The organism is Streptomyces sp. CB03238, assembly GCF_002099185.1.
Taxonomy (GTDB): Bacteria; Actinomycetota; Actinomycetes; order Streptomycetales; family Streptomycetaceae; genus Streptomyces.
Map to the genome: position 1 here is coordinate 48,964 of NZ_NBCN01000030.1, position 20,981 is coordinate 69,944.

Consider the following 20,981-nt stretch of genomic DNA (forward strand, 5'->3'; position numbering starts at 1 on the left):
ACGACGGCGATATGGGTGAGAGACCGGCTGGACGGGCTGTGGCATGACGAGGACTTCGCCGACTGGTACCCGCGTGACGGGCGTCCGGGTCTCTCGCCTGCTCAACTGGCTACCGTCTGTGTGCTGCAGTTCCTGCTCGGCCTGTCGGACCGGCAGGCCGCCGAGGCGGTCCGCTGCCGCATCGACTTCAAGTACGCGATGGCCATGGAGCTGGATGACCCCGGGTTCCATCACAGCGTGCTGGCCGATTTCCGCGATCGTCTCGCCGAAGGCGACCGTGCTGACCGCCTCCTCGACCTCGCGCTAGCTCGCCTCAAGGAGGCCGGCCTGGTGCACGAGCGCACCACCCAGCGCACCGACTCCACCCATGTCCTGGCCGCGGTGCGTGACCTGACCCGCCTGGAGCTGATCACCGAGGCGGTCCGCGCCGCACTGGAAGAGGTCGCCGGCACCTCCCCTCACCTGCTGGACGAGCTGGTCGATGAGGACTGGGGGCGCCGCTACGGCCGACCGGTCCGCCTGGGCAAGAACCCCACCAAGCCCAAGACCAGGATCCTTGCCACTGGAAACGACGCCGTCCGGCTCCTGGAACACCTCTACCGGCACGGAGCAGACCGCGCGTCCGGTCCTCGTATCCAGGCCCTGCGCCAGATCATGGTGCAGAACTACCACCGTGACGCCGCAGGACACCTGCGCTGGCGCACCGCCGAGAAGGAAGGCGGACCCGGGCTGCCGCCCTCGTCCCGGGCGGTCGTCTCTCCCTACGACACCTCGGCCCGCTACGCACGGCACGGACACATCATCAGCTGGAAGGGGTTCTCCGCTCACCTGACCGAGACCTGTGCTCCCGACGGCCCCAACGTGATCACGGACGTGGCCACCACCGCGGCCACCACCCACGACAGCAAGGTCCTGCCCGGCATCCACACCCGCCTCTCCCGCCGCGGACTCCTGCCCGCCGAGCACCTGGTCGACGCTGGCTACACCTCCCTGCCCCACCTGGAACAAGCCACCCGTGAACACCAGGTCACCGTCTCTGGACCACTGCGGAGTAACCCCACCCGTCAGCACCGCCGCAACGAGGGCTTCGCCCGGGACGACTTCCACATCGACTACGACCGTCAGCAGGTCACCTGCCCCCAGGGCCAGGTCAGCCAGGGCTGGCACGGCCCCTACCCGACCTCCTCACCCACAGCGGCCCCGCTGATCGTGGCCAGGTTCACCAAAAGCCAGTGCCAGCCCTGCCCGGCGCGCACCCAATGCACCACCTCCCGCGAAAGCACCCGCACCGTGGGCTTTCCCCCACGAGAACTCCGCGACCTGCAACTTCGCGTCCGCACCGAGCAACAGACACCCGAATGGAAGGCCCGCTACGCGGTCCGCTCCGGAGTGGAGGGCACGGTTAACGAGTTTGCCCACGGATATGGCATGCGACGCTGCCGCTACCGAGGACAGGGAAAGGCCCACATCCAGCACGTCCTGACGGCCATCGCCGTCAACATCGAGCGCCTCAGCGGACTGCCACCAACCGAAGAAGCCCCCACGCCCCGCCGACCGACTGCCTTCCAGAACTACCTCGACCAGCGCGAGATACCCCGGCCGAAATCCTGGCGAACCCTGGGCAGCTGACCTCGGCGGCACCAAGATCCCCGACAGAGTCAAGCTAAGGCTCGAAGCGCTTTACACAGGTCCGCCAAGGTGGCCCTGGGGCAGGTAAGTTCGGCAAGTAGGAACTTCGGAAACGGTTCGGCCGAACCCGTTTCAGGGTTTCCCTGTTCGAGACACGGCCATACGTCCAGAAGGTGGTTCGACCGAACCACCTTCTGGACGTCCGTTCGACTGGGGCGGACCGGCGCCTCGTCGGGTAGCGCCGCTGCCGGGCGAGGCGCCTCGGTGGCCGGTCTTGAGCCAGCAGCAACAGGGAGGCCCGGTTGGTGGTACCGCCGAGCGTCTGACTGGCAGGGCCAGGAGGACGGCAACGCGCACGGGTACGGGGCGCGAGATGTCCAGCAAGAGCTTCCCGCGGTGCCGCCAGAGGGAACGAGGGGGGCCGGTGTCGGAGGGGTCCGGCAGGATGGGCGGCATAGACCACGGAGAGGAACCACAGGGTGAGAGAGCCGACGGAGACCCCACAAGCACATGAACGGTTCGCTGCCCTGCTGCACTCGTGCGGGGCCGGCCAGCTCGCGGGCCTGATCTCCGCCCACGCGGCCGAGACGGTCGCGGCACGGGGCGGCCGCCCCTGGCCCGACCCGGACGGCTACAGCGTCCCCGACCCCCGCCCCCTCCAGGACCGGACGCCGTACATCCTCACCGAACTCGTCGCGCGGGGCATCGACTTCGCCGACGCGGTCACCCTCGTCCGCGATCTCGCCGACGCCCACGACGCCCGGCAGGCCGGGGCCGCCGACGGGCAAGAGCGCGTGCGCCAGGCCCTCACCTCCCTTCAACAGGCGCTCGGCGCCCCCGCCCACCCATGACCGACACCACCCCGGAGTGACTCGATCACGTCACCTTCACGTACGTGCCGAACGTGCCTGACAACCCATCGGATATCCGTCAGGCACGGGGGTCTGAGGGGTACTTGCCTGACATACCTGACGCTCAATCGGCACCCGAGATAAGTTCAGGCGCCGCGCAGCGCCCTGGGTGGCGCGAGGGGCGTACCGCTGATGGCGGGCACGGCCTTGGGGTCGCCGGTGAGCGCGGGCCCCTGCGGCAGGGTCGTGCTGGCCTGCCAGTGCGAGACCCGCCCCTCCGTCGTGCGGGCCGGGTACACGTACCGCGGGCTCCCCGCCGGCGCCTTGGTGGTGTTCATGGCGTCCAGCAGCGTCCCGGCGACTATCTCGCCGCGCTCCTGCGCGCACACGGCGGCCTCCTGCCACACGCCCTTGCCGCTGTCCTCCTCGGCGGGCAGCGTCGTGCACACCAGGAGCCGCTGACTCGGGGCTTCGGCCCACCGGCCGCCGAGCGCGGTCCCGGCGGATGGCTCCAGCCGGACGCCCACGATGCGGTCGGCCCGCACCCACTGGTCGCCGCCGCGCGACGCTGAAGTGCCCGTAGCCGCCTGCCTGCCAGCGTTCTGCCGCCGCCCGGCACATGCTCAGCACCGCCCCCACGACGGGGCCCTGACGGTCCAGCAGGGCGATGTGCGCGCTGTGGGCGCGGAGCTGGTCGGCCACCTGCGCGGTCGGCCCGGACAGGGCCTCTCCGGCGAGGGCGACGAGACGCTCGGCGAAAGCGACGTCCTGCGTGGTCGGCGCGGGGCTCGGGTGGTCGGTGATGCCGGACATGCCCGCCAGTATTCCAAGAGCGGCCCTCGTCCGTTGACTCCCGGCGCCGGCCGGAACGGGGCCGCTACGCTGCCGCCCATGACTTACCAGGAACGCCCCCTCGACGAGGCCGACGAGGCTCCCGAACCGCCTGACGCTGTCGTGAAGATCAGCGATGCGCTGCGGGCGCTTCACATCGACCCCGACGGGGGCGGCGCCATCGAGCGGCCCGCCATCGCGGCCGGGCGACTGCTCGCCGCCGCCGAGATCCTCGCTCGCAGCGTCATGAGCAGCCCGGGGGATCTGGACAGGGAGAAGTGCCTGGACGATCTGATGCACGGCTTCTACGGCATGGTCGTCGCGTTCACCGACACGATGCCCGTCGGTGCCTCCGCGGCGCTGCGGGGCGCGCTCCTGGAGGACCGGCTCCGCCGCGCAGCGCAGCAGGCCGACGTAGCCGGGGAAGAGGCCGACCCGCTCTCTGCCGCGCTGCACCAGGCCCTCGCGGAAGCCGGACGGCTCCGCGCGGCGGGCGATGTTCTCTGAGTCTCGCGCGTACGTACGGTGAAGGCCTCCGGGGACGCCTCCCGGAGGCCTTCACCGTGAGCTGCCGCTGAGAAGCTGTTGTGCTTCTACGATTGATCGTCACGTAGCGTGAGGGGGGGAAGAGTGTCTGAACAGAGCCGGGAGGGGAGCAACGATGCCGCCGACTTGGGTGCTGGTGAGCTAGCCCGGATGCGCGGCTGTCTCCTGGGTGAGAAGCGGCGCGTCAGGCAGGCCAGGGTCTTCATAGTCATCAATGTGGCCCTCGCGGTGCTATGCGGATTGGCCGTCGCGCTGTCGGCGCAGCCTCTCGCGGTCCGAGGCATGCTGACCGCGAGCATCATGCTCCTCGGGGTCAGCATCGTGGTATCGGCCCGGCGCTACCGCTCCGCGCGTGCCTGCCGCACGTCCTACCAGTGGCACGTGAACTATCTGGAGAGCCACGCCAAGAGGGTGCCCTGACGAAGGCGCTCCGTCACGGCCCTGTACTCCCGAAGCTGCGGCGAAGTGACGAGTAGCTGAGAGTGATGCTTTGGGTACTGCTCCCTCTGGTGGGACTCCCCCCGATAGCTTGCAGCCGGATGACCTGGCAGAAGGGGCGGAACGGTGGCGAAGCGGTGGGTCCGGTATGTGGTGCCGGTGATGGTCGAGGTCGATGTTGACGACGACAAGGTGACTCGCGTGGTCACGCTGCCGGAAGAGGTTCGCGAGGACCGCGACGACATGGGCCACTTCCTCATCTACGACGAGGAGTTCGTCCGCCGGAGCAGCGACGACCAGCCCCAGGTGCACGCCTTCTGCGTGGGGGAACCTCGATGGGCAGATGATCGGTTCCGGGTCGGCGGCCCGGCGAACTGGCCGGAGCGTTGGGAAGAAGGCTTCGGCCGGGATGAGTCCGACGACCGGTACGAGGAGATCAGCCCGTACGAGTTGCGCGAGCGGTAGAACCCCCGCTGGGCCCGGTACTCACGGTAGATGCACAACGGCTTCTGAGCCGGTCCGCGCGCCCGTGGTTGACCGCCGTGGCTACTGTTCGGCGCGGGGGTAGAGATCGCGGGCGTGTTCGGGGTCGATGTACGCAGGGGGCGCAACGGACAGCTCTAGCTGGTAGCGGACCAGCCCGTTCTCGTTGAGGAACGTCGTCCAGTTCGCCGCGTGCACGGCCAGCTCGGGGTGCTGGCGGAAGTAGTCGGCGGCCTTCTGGAAGACGTCGGCCTCCTTCACCTGGTCCCCATCCCCGGTGAACGCCACCGTCGCCGAGAGGAACGCCGCAGCGCCTGGGGTGTCGTTGCTGATGGTGGAGACGACGCGCTTGAGCCCGCGCAGATGGTATTCGGGCGTGCCCCATGCGGGCTCGGAGGTCTTCGAGGTTTCCGGGTCATCGGTGTGTGCCACGGAGCCCAGCATGCCCGACCGCCTGCGGCACTGTGGCCGGAAGCGGGTCGTGGGCGGGCACGGCACCGCGGCCCGTGCGCCGTCGCCGGGAGCGGCGGGGCGGACGGGCCGCAGGAGGAGATGGGGCGACGTCAGCCGTTCTTGACGGCCGGGCCCGCCGGGGCGGGAAGGGCGATGTCGGGGTGGAACTCGGCGTACGCCGCACGGTGTTCATCGAGATGGTCCCGCCCGGCCTGGGTGACGTGCAGCAGCGGCCAGTTGTCCCCGTAGTGCCCGAAGCCGTCGAACCGGACCAGGTTCGTGTACTCGGCGAGGCTCCGGCCCACGAGAAGCTCGGGCGCCTTCGTGCTGCGGGTTACTTGCTTGATCTCGTACGCCATCAGCCCGCGCGGAATCGCCGCCAATTCCTCCTCGGTGGCGCGGCCGTAGCGTTCGACCTCCTTGCGGGCGTGGTGGTACCGGTGGGGGCTCTCGGCCGTGACGAGAGCGGCGAGCAGCCGAAGTGCGGGCTTGTCGAGCAGCCCGGCCGGGCGCCGCTTGCGCGGCTGTGTCTCCTCGGGAGGCGCGGTGAGCAGCCGGTACAGGTAGCCGTCCCGCAGTGCCTTGTGCAGGTGCATGGCGAGTGCCCAGGGGTGTTCCAGATCGGTGCCGCGCACCGGGGTGGGGACCGCGTCGGCCTGGAGCCCGGTGGCCGCCTTCGCCGTGCCCCTGCGGGTGGTGGCCGCCTTGCGGCGGCGCTTGCGCAAGCATTCCTCGTGCAGCCGCTCGGCCTCCACGTCGACCGCGACCACCCCGGTGGGCGTGAACGCGGGCAGTGCAGAAACCGGGCCCTCGACCCGGGTGCGGATCGCGGCTGCCGGGTCGGTGCCCTCCACGAGCGCGGTCACCACGGCGAGCGTGGCGGCCGTGTACTGCGGCAGCCGCTCCGCAAGGACGACCTGCATCTGCTCCTGGTACCGGCCGTAGATGTCCGCCAGGGCCTTGGCGTGGCCGCTCTTGGCCTCGAAGACCTCCCGGTACATGGCCAGAGCCAGTTCCCCGGTCCGCCCGTAGAACTTCTCCCTGAACTCGCCTTCGGCCTTCTTGCTCTCTTCCTTCGCCTTCTCGCCGGCGCGCTCGGCGGCGTGGGCGAGCGACCAGCACTCATCCCGCAGGCCTTCGAGCATCTGGTCCGCCTCCTCGGGCCAGCCGACCGACCCGGAGGGGTCGGGCAGGTTCAGCTTCGGGTAGGCAGCGGCGTAGGCGGCGTGGTGCTCGGTGAGGTGGGAGATGCCCTCCTCGGTGATCTCGAACCCGGCGTAGGCGCCGCGCGAGCGGGCCAGGCTGCGCGGGATGAGTTCCTTGTCGATGGTGGGCGAGCGCATCCAGTCCAGATATCCCTTGCGGCTTCTGGAGGCGTCGTAGAGCTGCCCGAGGACCTCGGCGGCCCGTTCCTTGAGCGGCACCTTCGTCCGGGCGGCGCGAGGCTTGGTCACCCACCGCATCAGGGCCCGGCCCTGCTTGGTCATGGCGACCTGGTGCATCAGCCCGAATCGGGTGCGCCGCATGTCGGTGGTGATCAGGCCGTGGGACACCAGGACCTTGATGGTGGAACCGGTGCCCTGGTCGTGGTGCCCCGCGCCGCGCCAACGGAGTTGCAGGTCCGTGCGGCCCACCAGATCGGGTACGGCCGGTTCGTGGTAGGCGTCGATCGTGCGCCATTCGGAGGCGGGAATGCGGTTCCAGTTGCCCGACGCGCCCGCCTCACGCTGCGCGGCCTCCCGGCCCTGGTCCTCGTCGTAGATGGTCTTCAGGTAGAACTGCTGACGCGGGTTCAGCGCCTTCCAGAGTTCTGCGTGGTCGGTGGCCACGGCCTTCCTTCCTGTTCCTCGCGCAGCGCTCCCGCCGCACCGACCGGCGCGGTCAGGAGTGGGGGGCTGCTGGGTACGTGCCGGACGGCCCGCGGCCTGGGCCGCCCGGACGCGCGGGGGCGGGCGTCAGACGGGGATGCAGCCGACGCTGATGTGCCAGTACGGGCCGCCGTACGGCCCGAGGTGACGGCCGATGGTCACAAGGTCGGTGTCGGGCAGGCCGGGGGCCACGATCAGGGAGAGGCTGCCGCCGCCGTGCCGGGCCAGGGCCGTCCACTGGTGGATGCGGGGGTCCGAGGGGATCACGATGCGCGCGGCGCTCTCCTCGCACAGGAGCTGGATCGTCACGCGCCCGTCCGGCTCCAGCGTCCAGCGGGCCTGCGAGTCGGCGGCCCGGGCGGTCTGGTCCCGGGGGACCAGGCGGTAGCGGGTGACGAAGTCGTCCACCTCCGCCTGGTCCACGTCCGGCTCCACCACCAGGATCAGCGCGGCGATCACGCCGTCGGGCGTCGGCAGGCCGGTCGGCACGGCCTCCACCGGCGGCGTGCCCTCGTACAGCGTGCCGCCCAGCTCCCTCTTCACAGGCCGATCCCCTCGGTCGCGTTGTCTTCCCACTTCTCACCCTCGTCCACGTACTCCCAGAACACGGGCGAGTTCTTCGACCAACCGCCCTGGGTGCGCAGCTTCTCCGGCCGCTTGCCCTTGCGGCGGCCGGTGGTGACCAGACCGCGACGGCCGGAGTGCCCGGTGATCCGCCGCCCGGTCATGCCCGCGTATTTCGCAGAGCGGGAGATGGCCCGGCCGCAGCCGTCGGGCGACAGCCGCTCGGCGCCGAGGTTGCCCCACTGGTCGACGGGCAGGTACGCGGGCCCGTCGGGCGCCGCGCCGGCGGCGCGCTTGGCCTCCTGCCACGCGATCCAGCAGCGCACCGCGCAGGTGTCGGCGTTCTCGCCGTAGGAGACGACGACGTCGCGGGCCGGGCGCCCCTTCACGCTGGGGACGTGCACCTCCAGGCCCTCCGCCACGAGCCGGATGCCCGTGTCGTCCAGCTCGCTCATCTCCTCGTTGCGGCCCGCGACGGCGAAGCGCATGGTGTGCAGCGACCGGTCCCGCAGCCGGGCCAGCTCCGGCACGATGTGCACCCGGCGGCGCCGGGCGTCCGGCTGCGGCTCCCGCTCGCGCGGCGCGGTGTTCATCTTCCGCAGGTCGGCCGGGGTGATCGCGGCGGCCTTCCCGCGGCCGCGCTTCTGCCGCTCCTTGTCATTCTTGAGCGGCTTGAGCGCCTGGGTGGCGGCCGCCCGGGCGACCTTGGGCACCGTGTAGCCGTACCGGCGGGCCTCGGAGGCGACCCCGGTCACCCGGCGCTCGATGCTGTTCGGCGCGGCCTCCTTGACCTCGTCCAGCCACTTCACGAACGCCACGTAGGTGCCGACCGTGATGGCACTGTCCGGCAGGCGGGTGCCGGTCTGTTCTTCGAGCCACCCGTGGAACTCCTGCCACAGCTCCCAGTCCCGGGCGTACCCCTTCTTCGTCTTACGCGGGCGGGAGTCGTGCAGGTCCTCGGCGGCCTTCGTGTCCAGTGCGGCGAGCACGGCGGCCACCGGATCGTGCACGGCGACCTCGCCGGCGCCGGGGGCGTCGTCGTCCACCAGCTCGGCGACGACCACCTCCACCGGCTCCAGCGCGGTCCCGTACTCCTCGGCGGTCGTCACTCGGCGACCTCCTCCACCGTGTCGGCGAGCTTGCCGACCCGCTCGGCGGCGTGGGTGATCCGCTTCGCCTCGACCCTGAGCTGGGAGCCGTCCTCGTCGTGCTCCGTGCAGTCCGCCGCGACCTCGCCCACCAGGTGGGCCAGCTCCTCCAGCACCTCGGCGACGTCCTTCAGTCCGGGGCGCAGCTCCCCGCGCTCCAGGTGGTAGGCGGCGCGCGGGAGTTCGCCGTACGCGGGCAGGTCGTCGCGGGTGGCGACGGCGGCCTGCTCCTCGTCCTCGGCGGGGAAGGGCACGTACACCTGGGTGAGCATCAGCCCGGGCTGCTTGCTCTCCGCCTCGGTGGCGAGCCCGGAGACCACGGCCACCAGCCGGGGGTGGATGGTGTGCACCTGGTCCGGCTCGCCGGGCAGGGCCCGGTGGTGGTCGTCCAGGGACAGCGGCATCTCGCCGGGGAGCTGCTCCAGCAGGGCCCGCAGCTCGCCGACGGTGTCGACCATCGGCGCCGCGGCGACCGCCGCCCGCAGCCGGGGCGCCTGCTCCGCGTGGGCGTCGACCGCGGCCCGTCCCAGAGCGAACGCCACCTGGCGCATCACCTCGTGGTACGCGTCGTCGTTCAGCCCGATCCGGTTGTCCGGGTTCTCCGCAAGGAGCTGGTGGTAGAGGGTGCGCTGCCCCTCCGCCCACACCCGCAGGTCGTCCGCCGCCGCGAGTTCGGTGGTGTCGAGCGCGGCCGCGACCTGGTCCCACGTCGCCCCGAGCCGCAGCGCCTGCGCGACCATGCTGCCGCGCTCGCTGCGGACGGTCCGCCGGATCGCCTCGCCCACGGCGAGCTGCGTCAGGGCGTCGCTGACGGTGGCGTCCTGGTCGCGGTCGTGCTGGGCGTGCAGGCGCGCACCGGCCTCGGCGCGCTTCTGCGCGAGGGAGGTAAGCGGCGTGCCGGCCGGAACGTCGCCGGGACGGCGGATCTCGGCGGTGTGCTGGTCGGTCATGCCTTCTCTCCGAACGGTGCGGGGACGGTGCGGCCGTGCTCGCGCAGCCACCGGTGGGCCGCCTTCTCCTCGGCCACCAGCCGGGCGTAGGTGGCGTCACCGGCGCGCGTCATGTCCTTGAAGGCCACCCGGCCGATGCGGGACTGCGCCCACTGGCACAGCTCCCACTCCGGCTGGCCGGTGTCGCTGTTGTACGCGGCCGGGTGCAGGGAGCCGTCCCGGACGAACGCGTCCCGCTCGCTCTGCCGCTGTGCGACCTTGGCCTCGGCGGCGGCGAGCGCGGCCCGGGCCTCCTCGACCTCCTTCTCCGCCGCGGCGATCCGGTCCTCGAAGTACGTGGTGACGACGGCCGTGCCGTCGATCTGCTCGGTGGCGCTCACTGCTCCTGGTCCTCCTTCGTCTCGGTCACGGCGGCCGCGTCCAGCTCCGCCGCCACCCACTTCGCCGCCGCGGTGACGCTGGTGAACGGCTTCTCGCCGCTGTTCTTCGCCCACGTCGCGTAGCCCGTGAGGCCACGGGAGGGCGGGTGGAAGTCGGGCCCGATGGCCGCGTACCAGACTGTGGCGCCCCGCTTGCCCCGGCCCTCGGTGACGGTGCCGACGATGTCGTCCTGCGACAGCCGGTCGACCTTCTCCCGGGAGCAGAGGTAGGCGCCGGGCCCGGCGTCCCCCAGGTCGAGCAGCGGCGGGCCGGGGTAGAGCCACAGCCCGGCCACCCGCTTGGGGGACTGCCCGTACCCGATGCGCGCCGTGGTGGTCGTCCGGGTGGTGTGCTCCTCGCCGCTGATCAGGCGGACCGTGTCGCAGGAACGGCACAGCAGCCGCACGGTGATCCGGTCGTAGTGGTCGTGGTGACCGCACTCATCGTTGGGGCACGCGTGCTCCGGTCCTCCCCGGCGGGAGCGCAGCGCGTCGGAGACGGTCTGATGGTCGATCTCCCAGACGGGCTTGGCACAGTCCTGCCGGTGGGCGAACGGATGCCACTCCAGGTGGGCGGCGATGGCGTCGGAACTGCTCATCGGGCGGCCTCCGTCGTCGCGCCGGCGGGGAGGAAGGCGTCCCACTGGTAGTCGGCGGTCCCGGCGAACAGGGCGCCGTACCGGTCCATCCGGCCCTCGTCGCGCTTGGCCGCCGCGTACAGCTCCAGCGCCTTCCCCAGGTCGAAGTCCTCGTAGCCGGGCACCGGGTGCTCGATGTCGAGCAGGCCGGTGAAGCAGCCGGGTCGGAAGATCCGGGCCGCGTCCGGGTCGACCTGCGCGAGCCAGTGGAGGTTGACGTCCTGGATTTCGGCGGACAGGTACTCCTGGACCATGTCCCGGTCGTCCTGGTCGCCGGCGGTCTGCTTGCTGGCCCAAGTCCGCTCGAAGTCCATGTCCGGGTGCGGACCGTGTTCCTTCTCGAAGGCCTCGGCGGCCGCACGGCACTCCGGGGCGGTGCACAGCGCCAGGGCGTACGCGAGCACCCCCGGGCCGCCGCCGGACAGCGAGTCCACCAGTACGCCGCCATCGTGCTCCCGGACGGCCGTGCAGGTGGCGTCCTCGTTCAGTTCGTCCAGCACGGTCCGGTAGAGGGCGGGCAGCCCGTACCGCTCGATGTTGGCCTCGCCCCATCCGAGGCAGGCGGTGTGCACCACGGCGGCGGTGCCGTTGGGCAGGGTGACAGAGGTGATCATTGCGGCCTTCACTTCCCGTCCGCGGTGAGCCAGCGCACCAGGAGGGTCATGTCGTTCTGCACGGCCTCCTCGTCGCCGGTACGGATGTGCTCCAGCAGCGCGAGGCCCGGGGTGGGCTCGCGGTACACCAGGACCGGGGCGGCGTCGTCCTCCGGCCAGGCGTCGGGCAGGGTCCGCAGTGACCAGTCCCGCCCGACGCCCACGAGCGCAGCGCGGACCTCGCCGGCGCGTACGGCGCGGGGCCGGTAGCCGATGCGGCGCTTCAGGGCGTGCCCGGGGTCGTCGTCCTGCTCGCAGTCGACAGGGCACGGCGGGTTCGGCTCCGCGTCGCAGCGACGGGCGACCTCGCGGGACAGTTGCCCGAGCCGCATCACGCCCGCGTTCGGCGCCTCGCCTGCGGCGACGGAGCGGGCCAGTTCCTCGGTCTCGCGCACCAGGCGTTCGGGCGTCAGCTCGGCCGCGTCCGGCCGCCCCAGGTAGTCCAGCACCTCGTTGGCCGGGAGCATCGGCACGGTCCCCCGGGCCGGACCCACCCAGGTCACGGAGTCGGGGGCGCTATCGAAGTCGGTGAGGCGGTGAGGCCGGAACGTGGTCTTTCCCCCGCCCATCTGCCCCACGAACACCTCCTCAGCGGACTCGGTCGGGTCCGGCTTGCGGCCGGTGCGGATCAGGTGCTCGATCTCGGCCCGCACATCCTCCGGGGTCCGGTCGGGGAACAGACCGGCCACCCCCGCGAAGTAGGCGGCCTCGTCCAGCATCAGCACCACACGGTCGGTTGTCCCGCCGGTGCGCTCCTGCTGGACGGCCAGCACGGCGGCGAGCATGTCCTTGGCCGATGCGACCGTCTTGCCGGGCATGGTCTTCTCCAACTCGCCACGCAGCTTCAGGAGTTCCACGGTGTGGTCCTGGAGCCGGGTGGCGGCCCACTTCCGGGCGGCCTCCGCCTCGACGTCCTCGTCGGTATCGCGGCGGTAGCGCTCGGCGACGGCTGCGCACTCGTCCTCGGTGCACAGCACGCGGGCCACGGCCCCGGCGGAGCCGTCGGGGTTCTGGGTGACCTCGACGTCGGGCTCGGACAGCTCGGCGGCGATGCACTCGGAGACCATCCGCAGGCCTCGCTCGGCGTTGGCCCCCAGCGCCTTGAGGTGGTCGGCGGTGAGCGGTACGGACACCGCGCCGACGCTCCAGCGCACGCGGTGCAGGTGGACGGTGTAGTGGCGGTCCGGCTCCCCCGGGACGAGGAGGAGCGGTACGGACAGCGGCATGGGTGTGACCTCTCGATCTACTTGACGTTGGTGACGGCGAGGCGGACGAAGCCGTACAGGACGAGGAGCGTTCCGGCGATGACCGCGGGGAACGCCAGGTGGTTGCACAGGGAGTCGACGTTCGTCCAGATCCACACGTTGATGTTGGTGCCGGGGGAGGTGCCCTCGGGCTTGGTGTAGTCGTACTGGCTCATGGCGCCGCCGGCGGCCGCGCAGAGCACCCCAACCAGCAGGAAGCCGAACGCCGCGCGGCGCTGCCGCCGGTCGTGGCCCGAGAGGGCGCGCTCCTGTACGACCCCGAGTTCCCCGGGCGCGAAGTCCAGTTCCTTCTGCGCGGCCCACTCGGCGGCGGCCTTGGCCTCGATCGACTCGGCGGCGTCGAAGTGGTGGCGCTGGGCGGCGGCGTGGCAATCGGTCTCGTCGCACAGCACGCGGCCGGTCATCGTCACCGACCCGTCCGGGTGCTCGGCGACGGCGATGTCCGGCTCGGTGAGCTGGGCGTAGGCACAGGTGGAGGCGGCCTTGCGGACGCCCTCGCGCACCGCCGCCTCCAGCGCGGCGCGGCCGTCCGGCTCGGCGGCGAGCTGCTCGGCGCTCCAGCGCTGGCGGTCGGTGTGCACCGTGAACGACCGGTCTATCGGCGGCACGGTGATGGTCACGGGCACGTTCAGCGGCATGCGTCAGTCACCCTTTCGGGTGGTAGCCGTACGGGCGAGCCGGGCCAGGAGATCGAAGTCCTCACCGGTCAGCGGACCGCCGTCCGGGCGGGCGTAGTCGATGGTGATGTGCGGGCGGGACCGCACGCGGAACAGCTCAAGCTGCCCCGAGCACAGGGGAGTTGGCGCCGCCGCCGGTGCGGCCGGGCCGTTCACCGGTTCCCCGGCTGCGGGATGTCGTCGCGTACGAAGATGGTGGCGCGGAAGCAGCCGTGGGTGCGGCGCTCGTCGTCCTTCCACCCGGCGTACAGCTCCTCGCGGCCGTTGACGTGGTCGGTGTCCACCGGGACGCCGATGTGGTCGGCCCACTGCTGCACGGCCGCGCGCTGCTGGGCGGGGGTGTAGCTCAGGCTGTCGGCCTTGCCGATGAGGTTGCCGTTGGTGGCGAGCGACCACGCCAGCGGGAGCAGGCCGTTGCTCGCGCCGTGCTCGATGAGGGCGGCGAGGTGACGCTCGGCGCGACGCTGCCACTCGTAGAGGGTGGCGGCCGGGACCGTTTCGGTCGCCGTGTCGGTCTGGGGCACGTCCGTTCGATTCCTCTCGTCTCGGCGGGCCGGTTCGCTGACCTGTCGTCATGTCCGGTTTATCGCCTCGGATATGGCACATTATCCGAGCCGAGACGCGCCGGTCCACCACATCACCCGAACGTGTCTAGATTTCTGGCCAGATTCTCCGGGGCGTAGACAGCGAGGGGGCCGAAGGGGCAGACTCGCAAACAGACCCCGGAGAATCGGGTAAGAATCCGTCGGAAGGCTCGCATGAAGATCACCATTGAGGGCGCGAGCGAGGAATTCACCGAGAAGGTGCTCACCCTCGCCGCGCAGCAGGGCGCGAACCTGACCATCAGCACGGTCGAGACCGGGTGGACGGTCGAGCGCGCCGAACGCTACCTCCGCTCGCTGCCCTCCGGCGCCCGGACCTTCGCCCGGCTCGTCGTGGTCGACGGCGACGGCCGCGCCGAGGCGGAGACGCTGCGCGTGGCCGTCGGCAAGCTCAACGGGCCCACGGTCGCACTGAGTCGGGCGATCCCGCGCGGGGTGCGCGAGGGCTGGTGGCCGGAGGGCACCCCGGCGCCGATCGAGAAGGTGGACGACCCCGATCACCCGTCATGGCAGAAGGCGGAGGCGTACGTGATGAGCCGCGACCTCGTGCCCGTCTTCCGCGCGGCCTTCGCCCGCCTCGCCCACGCCCAGCAGACCGCCCGGGCGGCGGGTCTGCACCCCGGCGGCGCGGGCAAGACGTCCATGTCCTGGGCGCCCGACCCGTCGATGCTCAAGGGCTACAACCTCGTTGACCTGGACGGGGGTTCGCTCCCGGCCGACGACGACCAGGACGAGGAGGACCAGCAGCCGTGACCACCCGCATCCCGCGCAACGCCAAGCGGGTCTTCTACGCCACCGAGAGCACGACCCGGACCAAGCCCGACGGGGAGGTCATCCGGTGCGCCGGGCGCGAACAGCGCTCCACCACCTTCCGTGAGGCGCGGAAGTTCCTGGACGACCTCGGCGTCCCCGGCGGCGTGACCGTCTGGACCGAGCGCAGCAACCGGACCGACGCCTACGCCGACCGCCGTGCGGACGGCACCTGGGTGGCCCTCGACCGGTTGACCGGCACCTGGGTGCCGCTGCCCGAGCCCAAGGAGGGACGGGCATGAGTACCCGCCTGATCCTGTTCGTGGTGCTGCCGGCCGGGCTGCTCGGCATCGCCGCGGCGGTCGTCGTCTGGCTCCCCGGCGCCGACGACCTGAGCATGCCCCGTCTCCTCGCCGGGGGCGCGGTCCTGGTCGTCGTCCAGGCCGCCGCCTGTGCCGCCCTCGGCTACGTCCTCGGTCGGCGTGGGGTGCTGCGGTGACCCGTCCGGTACAGCCGGAGTGCACCGGCTGCGGGATGACGGACCTTAACTTCGTCTGCGCGGCCGCCGCCGGGTGGCGCCTGGTGCTGGGACATCTCCGCTGCCGCCCCTGCGCGAGCGGCTTCCCCGCCTGGATGCGCCGCTCCTTCTGATCAACTCCCCCTGAGAGGAACCGACATGACGTTATCGCCCGACGCGCTGACCACGGCGGACACGCTGTGGAAGCGCCTCGCCGAGCACCAGCCCGCCGTCGCCGCCGCGCTCGCCATGAAGGTGCGCGCCCTGCCCGAGGACTGGTCTCAGCGCGTCCTCGGCGTGGCCCGGCCGCACGCCGCGCTGGAGCTGCCTCCCACCGGCGACGTGCCCATGGAGATCGAGCCGTACGACGCCGCCGACTGGGAGAACTGCCCGGCCTGCGGCGAAGTGGCGGACCAGCCCTGCCGCTACCACGAGGGCTACACCACCGGCTACGAGGCGCTGAACCAGCCGCTCACCGAGGCCTCCCGCGTCGACCCGAAGGTGACCGTCGCGGACGCCCTGCGGCGGCTGACCGAGGCGGACGAGGCCGCCGAGCGCGGCGAACTCGCCGCCGCCGTGGAGCGGCTGACCGGGGGGCAGGGATGACGACGACCAGCACCCCGCCGTGCCCGGAGTGCTCGACCGCGACCATCCCCCTGACGGTCGACGGCGAGGACATCTGGCGTTGCCCCGACCCCGAGTGTGGCCGCCGTACGTACGGCACCGGCAACGAGGACGACGATGACGCGCTGCCCTCGTACACCGAGACCGACGCCGACGGCGCCGTGTTCATCTACCACGGCACCGGCCACCTCGACCTGGAGGCGACCGCTGAACTGGCCGCGCAGGACGGGCCGGACGAGGATGACGAGGAGCCCTCGGGCTTCCTGGTCGTCCCGCCGCTCGACCTGGTCCCCGGCACGCTGCTGGTCGCGGTCGGCCCCGGGGCCTCGGGCAAGTCGACGTACGCGACCACCGCGGCGGTCGACGTCGTGGTCTGCCTCGACTCCCTGCGCCGTGAGATCGGTGGGGACGAGGGCGACCAGTCCGTCACACCGGCCGCCGTGGAGCGGCAGAACGCCCTCCTGGAGCAGTACCTGAGCGCCGGGGCGACCCTCTTCCTCGACAGCACGAACGTGGAGCCCCGCGTGCGGGCCGAACTCGTGGAACGGGCCCGCCGGCGCGGCCGCCCCGTTGTCGCCCTGCGCTTCCTGCCCGACCTCGACACCTGCCTGACCCGCAACGGCCTGCGGCCGGTCAACCGGCAGGTACCCGACGACACGCTGCGCTGGCAGCACGACCTCGCGCGAGAGGCCACCGCGGACGCCCTGCTCCGGGAGGGCTTCACCGCCGTTCACCAGGTCCACCCCACCCCGACAGGAGCCACCGTGTCCAACGACGTCCTTGCCCCCGAGCGGATCGCCGATGCCGTCGCCGTACTGAGGAAGGCTCAGGAAGGCCACGAGGAGGCACGCACAGACCTCGCCGAGTTCTTCCCGGAGTACGAAGGGCTGGTGATGCAGACCGATCACACCCTCTACCTCGAACTCGCCGCCCACGCCGGACTGGTGGCCACTCACCTCCTGCTTCTCCAGAGCGGCGGGGAGTGGCTGGCCTCGGTGGACACCTACACCTCCGACTTCGCGCTGCCGCTCGCGTCCGTGGCCCTCGGGGAGTACGGCACCAGGACCGAGGCGGTCCGGGAGACGGTGCGCGCCGCGACGGACCACGGATGGACGCTCGCCCCCGAACACGAGTGGGCCGACTTCGACTGCGGCGGCGGGGAGATCCACATCCCGATTCACGCGCGGCCGACGCCCTGACTGACCGTCCCCACCCTCCGACCAGCAGGAAAGGACCGCATCCTATGCGTACCTGCACCCGTATCCAGCGCCGCCGAGACCGTGGCTGGCGCAAGCCTGAGCGGTGCATGATCGTGGACCGCACCTCCGACTTCGGCAACCCGTTCACCATCGCGCAGCTCGTGGACATCGGCTACAAGGAGCCGGAGGCCCGGCAGACCGCCATCGCCGAGTTCCGTCCGTGGCTGCGCGGCAGCCGTGCCAACTGGACCGCCGACGAGAGCGACCGGCGCCGGGAGAAGCTCCTCGCCCGGCTGCCGGAGCTGCGCGACATGGACCTGGCCTGCCCGTGCGAGCCCGGCGAGCCGTGCCACGGTGACGTGCTGCTGGAGTGGGCCGCGCTCTCCCCGCTCGCCCTGGAGGTGCGGACCGCCGCGACCCGCGTCCGGGTCGACCGGCAGCGCGTCTTCCAGGGCCTGGAGCCGATGTACGACGCAGACGACCTGGCCGCCGTCCTCACGCAGGACGTGCACCTCGACTGCCTGGTCGACTTCGACCCGGGCGACGGCATCCCGCAGCGCTGCGACAACCGGACCTGGAACCACTACCTGAAGGGGCAGCGGCTGCACGAGGACGCGGTCACGGTCCGGTTGGTGGAGGTGTTCGCGTGAGCGCGCCGCAGGAGAGCTACGCGGACCGGGCCGCGCGCCTACCGTTCGTCGCCCGGCCCACCGCCGACCCGAAGGTCTCCATCGTCGTCATCGAGGAGGAGACCGAGGACGGCAACGTGAACCAGGCGGTCGAGGTGCACGTCGACGGGGAGCCGGAGTGAACACACCGGACGCCGACGCCCCGCGCCTGGACCGGGCGGAGACGCACGCGGAGACCGTGCACCGGATCTTCGGCGACCGCCGGGCCGCCCCGCCGGCGCGGGAGCTGCTGCTCGCCGTGGCGTACGCCCTCTTCGTCGCCCCCGGCGACCCCGGGCGGGTGCTGAACACCGCCGCCCGGGCGCTGGGTCTCGAGGGAGGTCGCCCCCGGTTCGACGCCCTGGTCGCCGCCGACGCGCCCCGCTACGAGCCGCCCCGCGCGGCGGGCGACTGGGGCCCGGGCCAGGCTCCGGGATGCGAGGCTCCGCGCCTGCGCCCGTACGTCTACCGGCCGCGCCGACCCGCCACAAGCGGGGACGAGGAGGCCGCGGTGCCGCTGCGGCGGCCGCCCGAGCCGGTCGTGCACGTCGGCCCGGACTATATCCCGCCGGTCGACTACCGCAACGAACGGCAGATCTGCGGCGCCGACTCCCACCACAAGGTGCTGGAGCTGGACCCGCGGACCGGCTGGGTGCGCCCGCACTGGTTCTGCAAGCGGCACGTCGACCACGCCGAGCGCGTCGCCGACCAGGTCCGCGAGCAGAACGAGGCCGCGCCCGAACCGATCCCGAACCGCGGCGGCCTGCTGCCCGCGTACTTCAAGGCACCGTGGGAGGACGTCTACCGGCACTACGCCCCGGCGAGTTGGGAACCGCCGCCGTACGGCCTCTCGGCCGACGACTGGCCCGACCCGGGCAACCCGCCGCCGGTACGCTCCCCGCGCCGCCTGCGGGCCGTGTAGCCGCATTTTATCTGGCCAGATAGACCACCAGACAGAGCCGGGACTCCCCCGGCCCGTACCAGAAGGGGCCCCATGGGCACATACGAGGAAGACGTCGCCATCGCGCTGCGCGAGCGTCGCGCGTCCACCTGCACGTGTGGTGCGATCAACCCGCCGCACTACGACGCCTGCCACGACTGCGGGCAGGCGCTGGTGACGTGCGCGACCTGCGGGACCGTCAGCCCGCAGCGGTACGGCGGCTGCACCGAGTGCGGGTGCGAGACCGCCGCCGAGTCGCTGGGTGACCACGAGGAGGGCTACGAGCTGACCCACGCGGAGTTCGTGAACCTCCAGGTCGGCCCGCGCCGGGTCGGCGGCCGCTACCGCGTCGGCGCGAACGGCGCCGCCTACGAGGTCCTCGCCATCGAGCGGGACCGCCCGCTGGGGACCTGGCCGTCGTGGCAGATCACTGTCCGGTGGCTGGCCGACGGCCGGACCACCTCGCACTGCACGCGCTGGGACAACCGGCGCGACACCGTGGTCGAGCAGCCGACCTGACCCCCCTTGCCGTAGGTGCTGCACCTGGTGCAGGACGGCGGCGCGGACGCACGACGACGCGGGCCCCGGCTCCCCCCTCGAAGGGGACCGCCGGGGCCCGCGGGTTATCTGGCCAGATAGACCACTCTCAGGCGGACTCCTCCGGCGCGAAGTTCTCCATGCAGTCGCCGCACATGATGTTGCGGCGCTCCAGCGTCTTCGGGGACACCCGGATGACCGCGGGCGGGGTGCACTTGCAGACCGCCTTGACGTAGTTGCGGTCCTCCTTCTCCTTCTTCCCGGTCGGCGCCTCGTCGTCCCCGCCGGCGTCGGCGGTGTCGGCGGTGTCCACGTCGTCGGTGGTCCCGCCGCCCTTGCTGCTGCCGCCGCGGCTGCGGGTGGCGAAGATGTCGGGGGTGCGGGTGGCGTGCATCGCCTTATCCAGCGCGGCGATCTCCTTGGCGTACGTCTTCGCCGCCTCCTCGCCCAACTCCGTACCGGCGAACCCGTACTTCTTCTTCCACTTCTCGCCGACGTCGGGCCGCTGGACGAGTCCCATGGCCTCGGCCATCTTCCGGAACTCCTTGTTGTGGTACTGGCTCGCCGAGCAGTCGTTGACGCCGCGCGCCTCGTTCGCCGCGTGGGTGGCCTCGTGCAGGAGGTACCCGAAGACCTTGGCCGCGCCGTCGGCGAGCGACTCGGCGGTGACGAACACCTCGTGGTGGACGTCGTCGCCCTCGCGCAGCCGCCACCGGCGGGGCGCGAAGTGGGCCAGCTCGACCGCGCTCGCGCGGCCGCCGGTGGCCATGCTGATGACGGCCTCGGGAACGTCCTTGTGGCGGGCGCGGATCGCGTCCCAGGCCTCCACCAGGGCGGAGGTGACTCCGGCGGCGATCTTGGCGACCGTCACCTCGGCGGGCAGGTCGGGCACGACCTCCAGGGACGGGGCGGGTGCGGGCTCGGGGATGACTGCGACGGCTTCGGTGGGCATGACTTCATCCTAACTGAAACTCACCTCTTAAGAGGTGAGTTTCTGGGGTGAGTTGGCGCCACGCTGCCCCAACTCGGGCCCGATCGCGGTGCACTGACGGTGCCGTCCGGTATGCAGGACACCTGAACTACCGGCGAAGGAGCCCCGCGTGTACGTCGACATGGCCGTCCTCGATCAGGAGTGCGTCCGCCTGGCCTGCCTCATGGCGGACCGCAGCATGGAACACCTCACCGTCCCCGAGGCCCGGTCTCCGGAGGAGCAAGGCGCCGCCTTGGAGGCGGAGTTCTCCGCCGAGCTGGGGAAGTCCTACGCCCGGATCGCCGCGGCGGGCTCCGATGAGGAGTGCATCCTGCCGAGCCTGCTGATGGAGATGGCAGGGAAGCTGTCGATCCTCGCGACGGACGTCTCCCTGCGGAGCGACCGGGACGCGGCGGACGTGATCCGGTCGATCGGCGGCCGGTAGGCCCGGCGAGCGAACCGCTACCGTTCCCGGCATGGCAGGCGAGACCGAGCACCCCGTGCTCTACCTGGCGAAGACCTGGCTGTTCACCTGGGAACAGCACCGGCCCGGCGGCTGCCGCTGCGTGTGCCGCGTCTACCACGGTGGACAGGGAACATGCTTGGCGGCTGCGGAGCCGGGCCGTCTGCTGCGCGTGGTCACACCGGGGGTGGAGGGGCAGGGGCACCCGGCCGACATCACCGACGCCCTTCCGGTGTGCGCCCCCTGCTACACCGCACTCGCACCGCTGAGCGAGTAGCAGGAAGAAGGAGAGGGGCGC

General features: G+C 71.7%; 30 protein-coding genes. 16 read left to right on the plus strand and 14 right to left on the minus strand.

What is annotated here, in order from left to right; genetic code table 11:
• Positions 1-15: 15 nt before the first annotated feature.
• Positions 16-1,629 carry an IS1182 family transposase gene (locus BKD26_RS34690; protein WP_241518990.1) on the plus strand — a complete coding sequence of 538 codons (1,614 nt, stop codon included), beginning with the start codon at positions 16-18 and terminating at the stop codon, positions 1,627-1,629.
• A gap of 479 nt (positions 1,630-2,108) precedes the next feature.
• Complete coding sequence (locus BKD26_RS34695; protein WP_084906496.1) at positions 2,109-2,480, plus strand: hypothetical protein; 372 nt, start codon at positions 2,109-2,111, stop codon at positions 2,478-2,480.
• Between the two features lie 146 nt (positions 2,481-2,626).
• On the opposite strand, the gene BKD26_RS34700 is transcribed toward BKD26_RS34695, so the two are convergent.
• Positions 2,627-3,025 carry a hypothetical protein gene (locus BKD26_RS34700; RefSeq protein WP_084906498.1) on the minus strand — a complete coding sequence of 133 codons (399 nt, stop codon included), beginning with the start codon at positions 3,023-3,025 and terminating at the stop codon, positions 2,627-2,629.
• A gap of 346 nt (positions 3,026-3,371) precedes the next feature.
• Between BKD26_RS34700 and BKD26_RS34705 the strand changes: the two genes are divergently transcribed.
• The 3 genes from BKD26_RS34705 to BKD26_RS34715 all read left to right on the plus strand — a co-directional run bounded on the left by BKD26_RS34705 (position 3,372) and on the right by BKD26_RS34715 (position 4,760).
• Positions 3,372-3,818, plus strand: a complete 447-nt coding sequence (locus BKD26_RS34705) for a hypothetical protein (RefSeq protein ID WP_143662751.1) — start codon at positions 3,372-3,374, stop codon at positions 3,816-3,818.
• A gap of 123 nt (positions 3,819-3,941) precedes the next feature.
• A complete protein-coding gene (locus BKD26_RS34710) occupies positions 3,942-4,277 on the plus strand; it encodes a hypothetical protein (protein ID WP_143662752.1) in 336 nt (111 codons plus the stop codon).
• Between the two features lie 144 nt (positions 4,278-4,421).
• The gene (locus BKD26_RS34715; RefSeq protein ID WP_084906506.1) at positions 4,422-4,760 is read left to right on the plus strand and encodes a hypothetical protein; all 339 of its coding nucleotides are present in this window, start codon (positions 4,422-4,424) and stop codon (positions 4,758-4,760) included.
• Between the two features lie 81 nt (positions 4,761-4,841).
• Here the strand turns inward: BKD26_RS34715 and BKD26_RS34720 are convergent, their stop codons facing one another.
• The 12 genes from BKD26_RS34720 to BKD26_RS34770 form a co-directional block, all read right to left on the minus strand.
• A complete protein-coding gene (locus tag BKD26_RS34720; RefSeq protein WP_143662753.1) occupies positions 4,842-5,210 on the minus strand; it encodes a hypothetical protein in 369 nt (122 codons plus the stop codon).
• Between the two features lie 131 nt (positions 5,211-5,341).
• Positions 5,342-7,060 (minus strand): hypothetical protein, encoded by a 1,719-nt coding sequence (locus BKD26_RS34725; protein WP_084906511.1) that lies wholly within the window; start codon positions 7,058-7,060, stop codon positions 5,342-5,344.
• A 126-nt stretch (positions 7,061-7,186) separates the two neighbouring features.
• A complete protein-coding gene (locus BKD26_RS34730) occupies positions 7,187-7,642 on the minus strand; it encodes a hypothetical protein (protein WP_084906514.1) in 456 nt (151 codons plus the stop codon).
• Positions 7,639-8,772 carry a hypothetical protein gene (locus BKD26_RS34735; protein ID WP_084906516.1) on the minus strand — a complete coding sequence of 378 codons (1,134 nt, stop codon included), beginning with the start codon at positions 8,770-8,772 and terminating at the stop codon, positions 7,639-7,641. The genes BKD26_RS34730 and BKD26_RS34735 overlap by 4 nt, the downstream gene beginning before the upstream one ends.
• Positions 8,769-9,761, minus strand: a complete 993-nt coding sequence (locus BKD26_RS34740; RefSeq protein ID WP_084906518.1) for a hypothetical protein — start codon at positions 9,759-9,761, stop codon at positions 8,769-8,771. Before BKD26_RS34740 ends, BKD26_RS34735 begins: the two co-directional genes overlap by 4 nt.
• Positions 9,758-10,141, minus strand: coding sequence for a hypothetical protein (locus BKD26_RS34745; RefSeq protein WP_084906521.1), 384 nt, complete (start codon positions 10,139-10,141; stop codon positions 9,758-9,760). Before BKD26_RS34745 ends, BKD26_RS34740 begins: the two co-directional genes overlap by 4 nt.
• Positions 10,138-10,779 (minus strand): hypothetical protein, encoded by a 642-nt coding sequence (locus tag BKD26_RS34750; protein WP_084906523.1) that lies wholly within the window; start codon positions 10,777-10,779, stop codon positions 10,138-10,140. The genes BKD26_RS34745 and BKD26_RS34750 overlap by 4 nt, the downstream gene beginning before the upstream one ends.
• Entirely contained in the window at positions 10,776-11,432 is a 657-nt protein-coding gene (locus BKD26_RS34755) for a hypothetical protein (RefSeq protein WP_084906525.1), read from the minus strand. The genes BKD26_RS34750 and BKD26_RS34755 overlap by 4 nt, the downstream gene beginning before the upstream one ends.
• A gap of 8 nt (positions 11,433-11,440) precedes the next feature.
• A complete protein-coding gene (locus BKD26_RS34760) occupies positions 11,441-12,697 on the minus strand; it encodes a hypothetical protein (protein WP_084906528.1) in 1,257 nt (418 codons plus the stop codon).
• Between the two features lie 17 nt (positions 12,698-12,714).
• Entirely contained in the window at positions 12,715-13,374 is a 660-nt protein-coding gene (locus tag BKD26_RS34765; RefSeq protein WP_084906530.1) for a hypothetical protein, read from the minus strand.
• Between the two features lie 3 nt (positions 13,375-13,377).
• The gene (locus tag BKD26_RS42155; protein ID WP_277622442.1) at positions 13,378-13,500 is read right to left on the minus strand and encodes a hypothetical protein; all 123 of its coding nucleotides are present in this window, start codon (positions 13,498-13,500) and stop codon (positions 13,378-13,380) included.
• 65 nt (positions 13,501-13,565) lie between these two features.
• On the minus strand, positions 13,566-13,937 hold the full coding sequence (locus BKD26_RS34770; protein WP_084906532.1) for a hypothetical protein: 372 nt from the start codon (positions 13,935-13,937) through the stop codon (positions 13,566-13,568).
• A gap of 234 nt (positions 13,938-14,171) precedes the next feature.
• On the opposite strand from BKD26_RS34770, the gene BKD26_RS34775 reads away from it, so the two are divergent.
• The 9 genes from BKD26_RS34775 to BKD26_RS34810 all read left to right on the plus strand — a co-directional run bounded on the left by BKD26_RS34775 (position 14,172) and on the right by BKD26_RS34810 (position 19,232).
• Entirely contained in the window at positions 14,172-14,768 is a 597-nt protein-coding gene (locus BKD26_RS34775; protein ID WP_241518991.1) for a hypothetical protein, read from the plus strand.
• Positions 14,765-15,067, plus strand: coding sequence for a hypothetical protein (locus tag BKD26_RS34780; protein WP_084906535.1), 303 nt, complete (start codon positions 14,765-14,767; stop codon positions 15,065-15,067). The genes BKD26_RS34775 and BKD26_RS34780 overlap by 4 nt, the downstream gene beginning before the upstream one ends.
• Positions 15,064-15,264, plus strand: a complete 201-nt coding sequence (locus tag BKD26_RS34785) for a hypothetical protein (RefSeq protein ID WP_084906537.1) — start codon at positions 15,064-15,066, stop codon at positions 15,262-15,264. The genes BKD26_RS34780 and BKD26_RS34785 overlap by 4 nt, the downstream gene beginning before the upstream one ends.
• A gap of 177 nt (positions 15,265-15,441) precedes the next feature.
• On the plus strand, positions 15,442-15,888 hold the full coding sequence (locus BKD26_RS34790; RefSeq protein ID WP_084906539.1) for a hypothetical protein: 447 nt from the start codon (positions 15,442-15,444) through the stop codon (positions 15,886-15,888).
• Positions 15,885-17,105 carry an ATP-binding protein gene (locus BKD26_RS34795; RefSeq protein ID WP_084906541.1) on the plus strand — a complete coding sequence of 407 codons (1,221 nt, stop codon included), beginning with the start codon at positions 15,885-15,887 and terminating at the stop codon, positions 17,103-17,105. The genes BKD26_RS34790 and BKD26_RS34795 overlap by 4 nt, the downstream gene beginning before the upstream one ends.
• Positions 17,106-17,149: 44 nt before the next feature.
• Positions 17,150-17,755, plus strand: a complete 606-nt coding sequence (locus BKD26_RS40960; RefSeq protein WP_084906543.1) for a DUF4326 domain-containing protein — start codon at positions 17,150-17,152, stop codon at positions 17,753-17,755.
• Entirely contained in the window at positions 17,752-17,916 is a 165-nt protein-coding gene (locus tag BKD26_RS40685) for a hypothetical protein (protein ID WP_179166821.1), read from the plus strand. The genes BKD26_RS40960 and BKD26_RS40685 overlap by 4 nt, the downstream gene beginning before the upstream one ends.
• A complete protein-coding gene (locus tag BKD26_RS34805; RefSeq protein ID WP_084906545.1) occupies positions 17,913-18,695 on the plus strand; it encodes a hypothetical protein in 783 nt (260 codons plus the stop codon). The genes BKD26_RS40685 and BKD26_RS34805 overlap by 4 nt, the downstream gene beginning before the upstream one ends.
• 72 nt (positions 18,696-18,767) lie before the next feature.
• Positions 18,768-19,232: a hypothetical protein gene (locus BKD26_RS34810; protein WP_084906547.1), complete on the plus strand. Its 465-nt coding sequence runs from the start codon at positions 18,768-18,770 to the stop codon at positions 19,230-19,232.
• A 127-nt stretch (positions 19,233-19,359) separates the two neighbouring features.
• On the opposite strand, the gene BKD26_RS34815 is transcribed toward BKD26_RS34810, so the two are convergent.
• Positions 19,360-20,202, minus strand: coding sequence for a hypothetical protein (locus tag BKD26_RS34815; RefSeq protein WP_084906549.1), 843 nt, complete (start codon positions 20,200-20,202; stop codon positions 19,360-19,362).
• 148 nt (positions 20,203-20,350) lie between these two features.
• Between BKD26_RS34815 and BKD26_RS34820 the strand changes: the two genes are divergently transcribed.
• Both BKD26_RS34820 and BKD26_RS34825 read left to right on the plus strand, forming a co-directional pair.
• Positions 20,351-20,665 carry a hypothetical protein gene (locus tag BKD26_RS34820; protein WP_084906550.1) on the plus strand — a complete coding sequence of 105 codons (315 nt, stop codon included), beginning with the start codon at positions 20,351-20,353 and terminating at the stop codon, positions 20,663-20,665.
• Between the two features lie 31 nt (positions 20,666-20,696).
• Positions 20,697-20,960, plus strand: a complete 264-nt coding sequence (locus tag BKD26_RS34825) for a DUF6372 family protein (RefSeq protein ID WP_084906552.1) — start codon at positions 20,697-20,699, stop codon at positions 20,958-20,960.
• The last annotated feature ends 21 nt before the right edge of the window (positions 20,961-20,981 follow it).

What these genes read in the sequence shown, in the direction of transcription:
- BKD26_RS34755 (WP_084906525.1), bottom strand. Translation starts at nt 11,432, where the DNA reads ATGATCACCTCTGTCACCCTGCCCAACGGCACCGCCGCCGTGGTGCAC.
- BKD26_RS34705 (WP_143662751.1), top strand. Translation starts at nt 3,372, where the DNA reads ATGACTTACCAGGAACGCCCCCTCGACGAGGCCGACGAGGCTCCCGAA.
- BKD26_RS34775 (WP_241518991.1), top strand. Translation starts at nt 14,172, where the DNA reads ATGAAGATCACCATTGAGGGCGCGAGCGAGGAATTCACCGAGAAGGTG.
- BKD26_RS34790 (WP_084906539.1), top strand. Translation starts at nt 15,442, where the DNA reads ATGACGTTATCGCCCGACGCGCTGACCACGGCGGACACGCTGTGGAAG.
- BKD26_RS34785 (WP_084906537.1), top strand. Translation starts at nt 15,064, where the DNA reads ATGAGTACCCGCCTGATCCTGTTCGTGGTGCTGCCGGCCGGGCTGCTC.
- BKD26_RS34750 (WP_084906523.1), bottom strand. Translation starts at nt 10,779, where the DNA reads ATGAGCAGTTCCGACGCCATCGCCGCCCACCTGGAGTGGCATCCGTTC.
- BKD26_RS34825 (WP_084906552.1), top strand. Translation starts at nt 20,697, where the DNA reads ATGGCAGGCGAGACCGAGCACCCCGTGCTCTACCTGGCGAAGACCTGG.
- BKD26_RS34760 (WP_084906528.1), bottom strand. Translation starts at nt 12,697, where the DNA reads ATGCCGCTGTCCGTACCGCTCCTCCTCGTCCCGGGGGAGCCGGACCGC.
- BKD26_RS40960 (WP_084906543.1), top strand. Translation starts at nt 17,150, where the DNA reads ATGCGTACCTGCACCCGTATCCAGCGCCGCCGAGACCGTGGCTGGCGC.
- BKD26_RS34765 (WP_084906530.1), bottom strand. Translation starts at nt 13,374, where the DNA reads ATGCCGCTGAACGTGCCCGTGACCATCACCGTGCCGCCGATAGACCGG.
- BKD26_RS34795 (WP_084906541.1), top strand. Translation starts at nt 15,885, where the DNA reads ATGACGACGACCAGCACCCCGCCGTGCCCGGAGTGCTCGACCGCGACC.
- BKD26_RS34740 (WP_084906518.1), bottom strand. Translation starts at nt 9,761, where the DNA reads ATGACCGACCAGCACACCGCCGAGATCCGCCGTCCCGGCGACGTTCCG.
- BKD26_RS34810 (WP_084906547.1), top strand. Translation starts at nt 18,768, where the DNA reads ATGGGCACATACGAGGAAGACGTCGCCATCGCGCTGCGCGAGCGTCGC.
- BKD26_RS34815 (WP_084906549.1), bottom strand. Translation starts at nt 20,202, where the DNA reads ATGCCCACCGAAGCCGTCGCAGTCATCCCCGAGCCCGCACCCGCCCCG.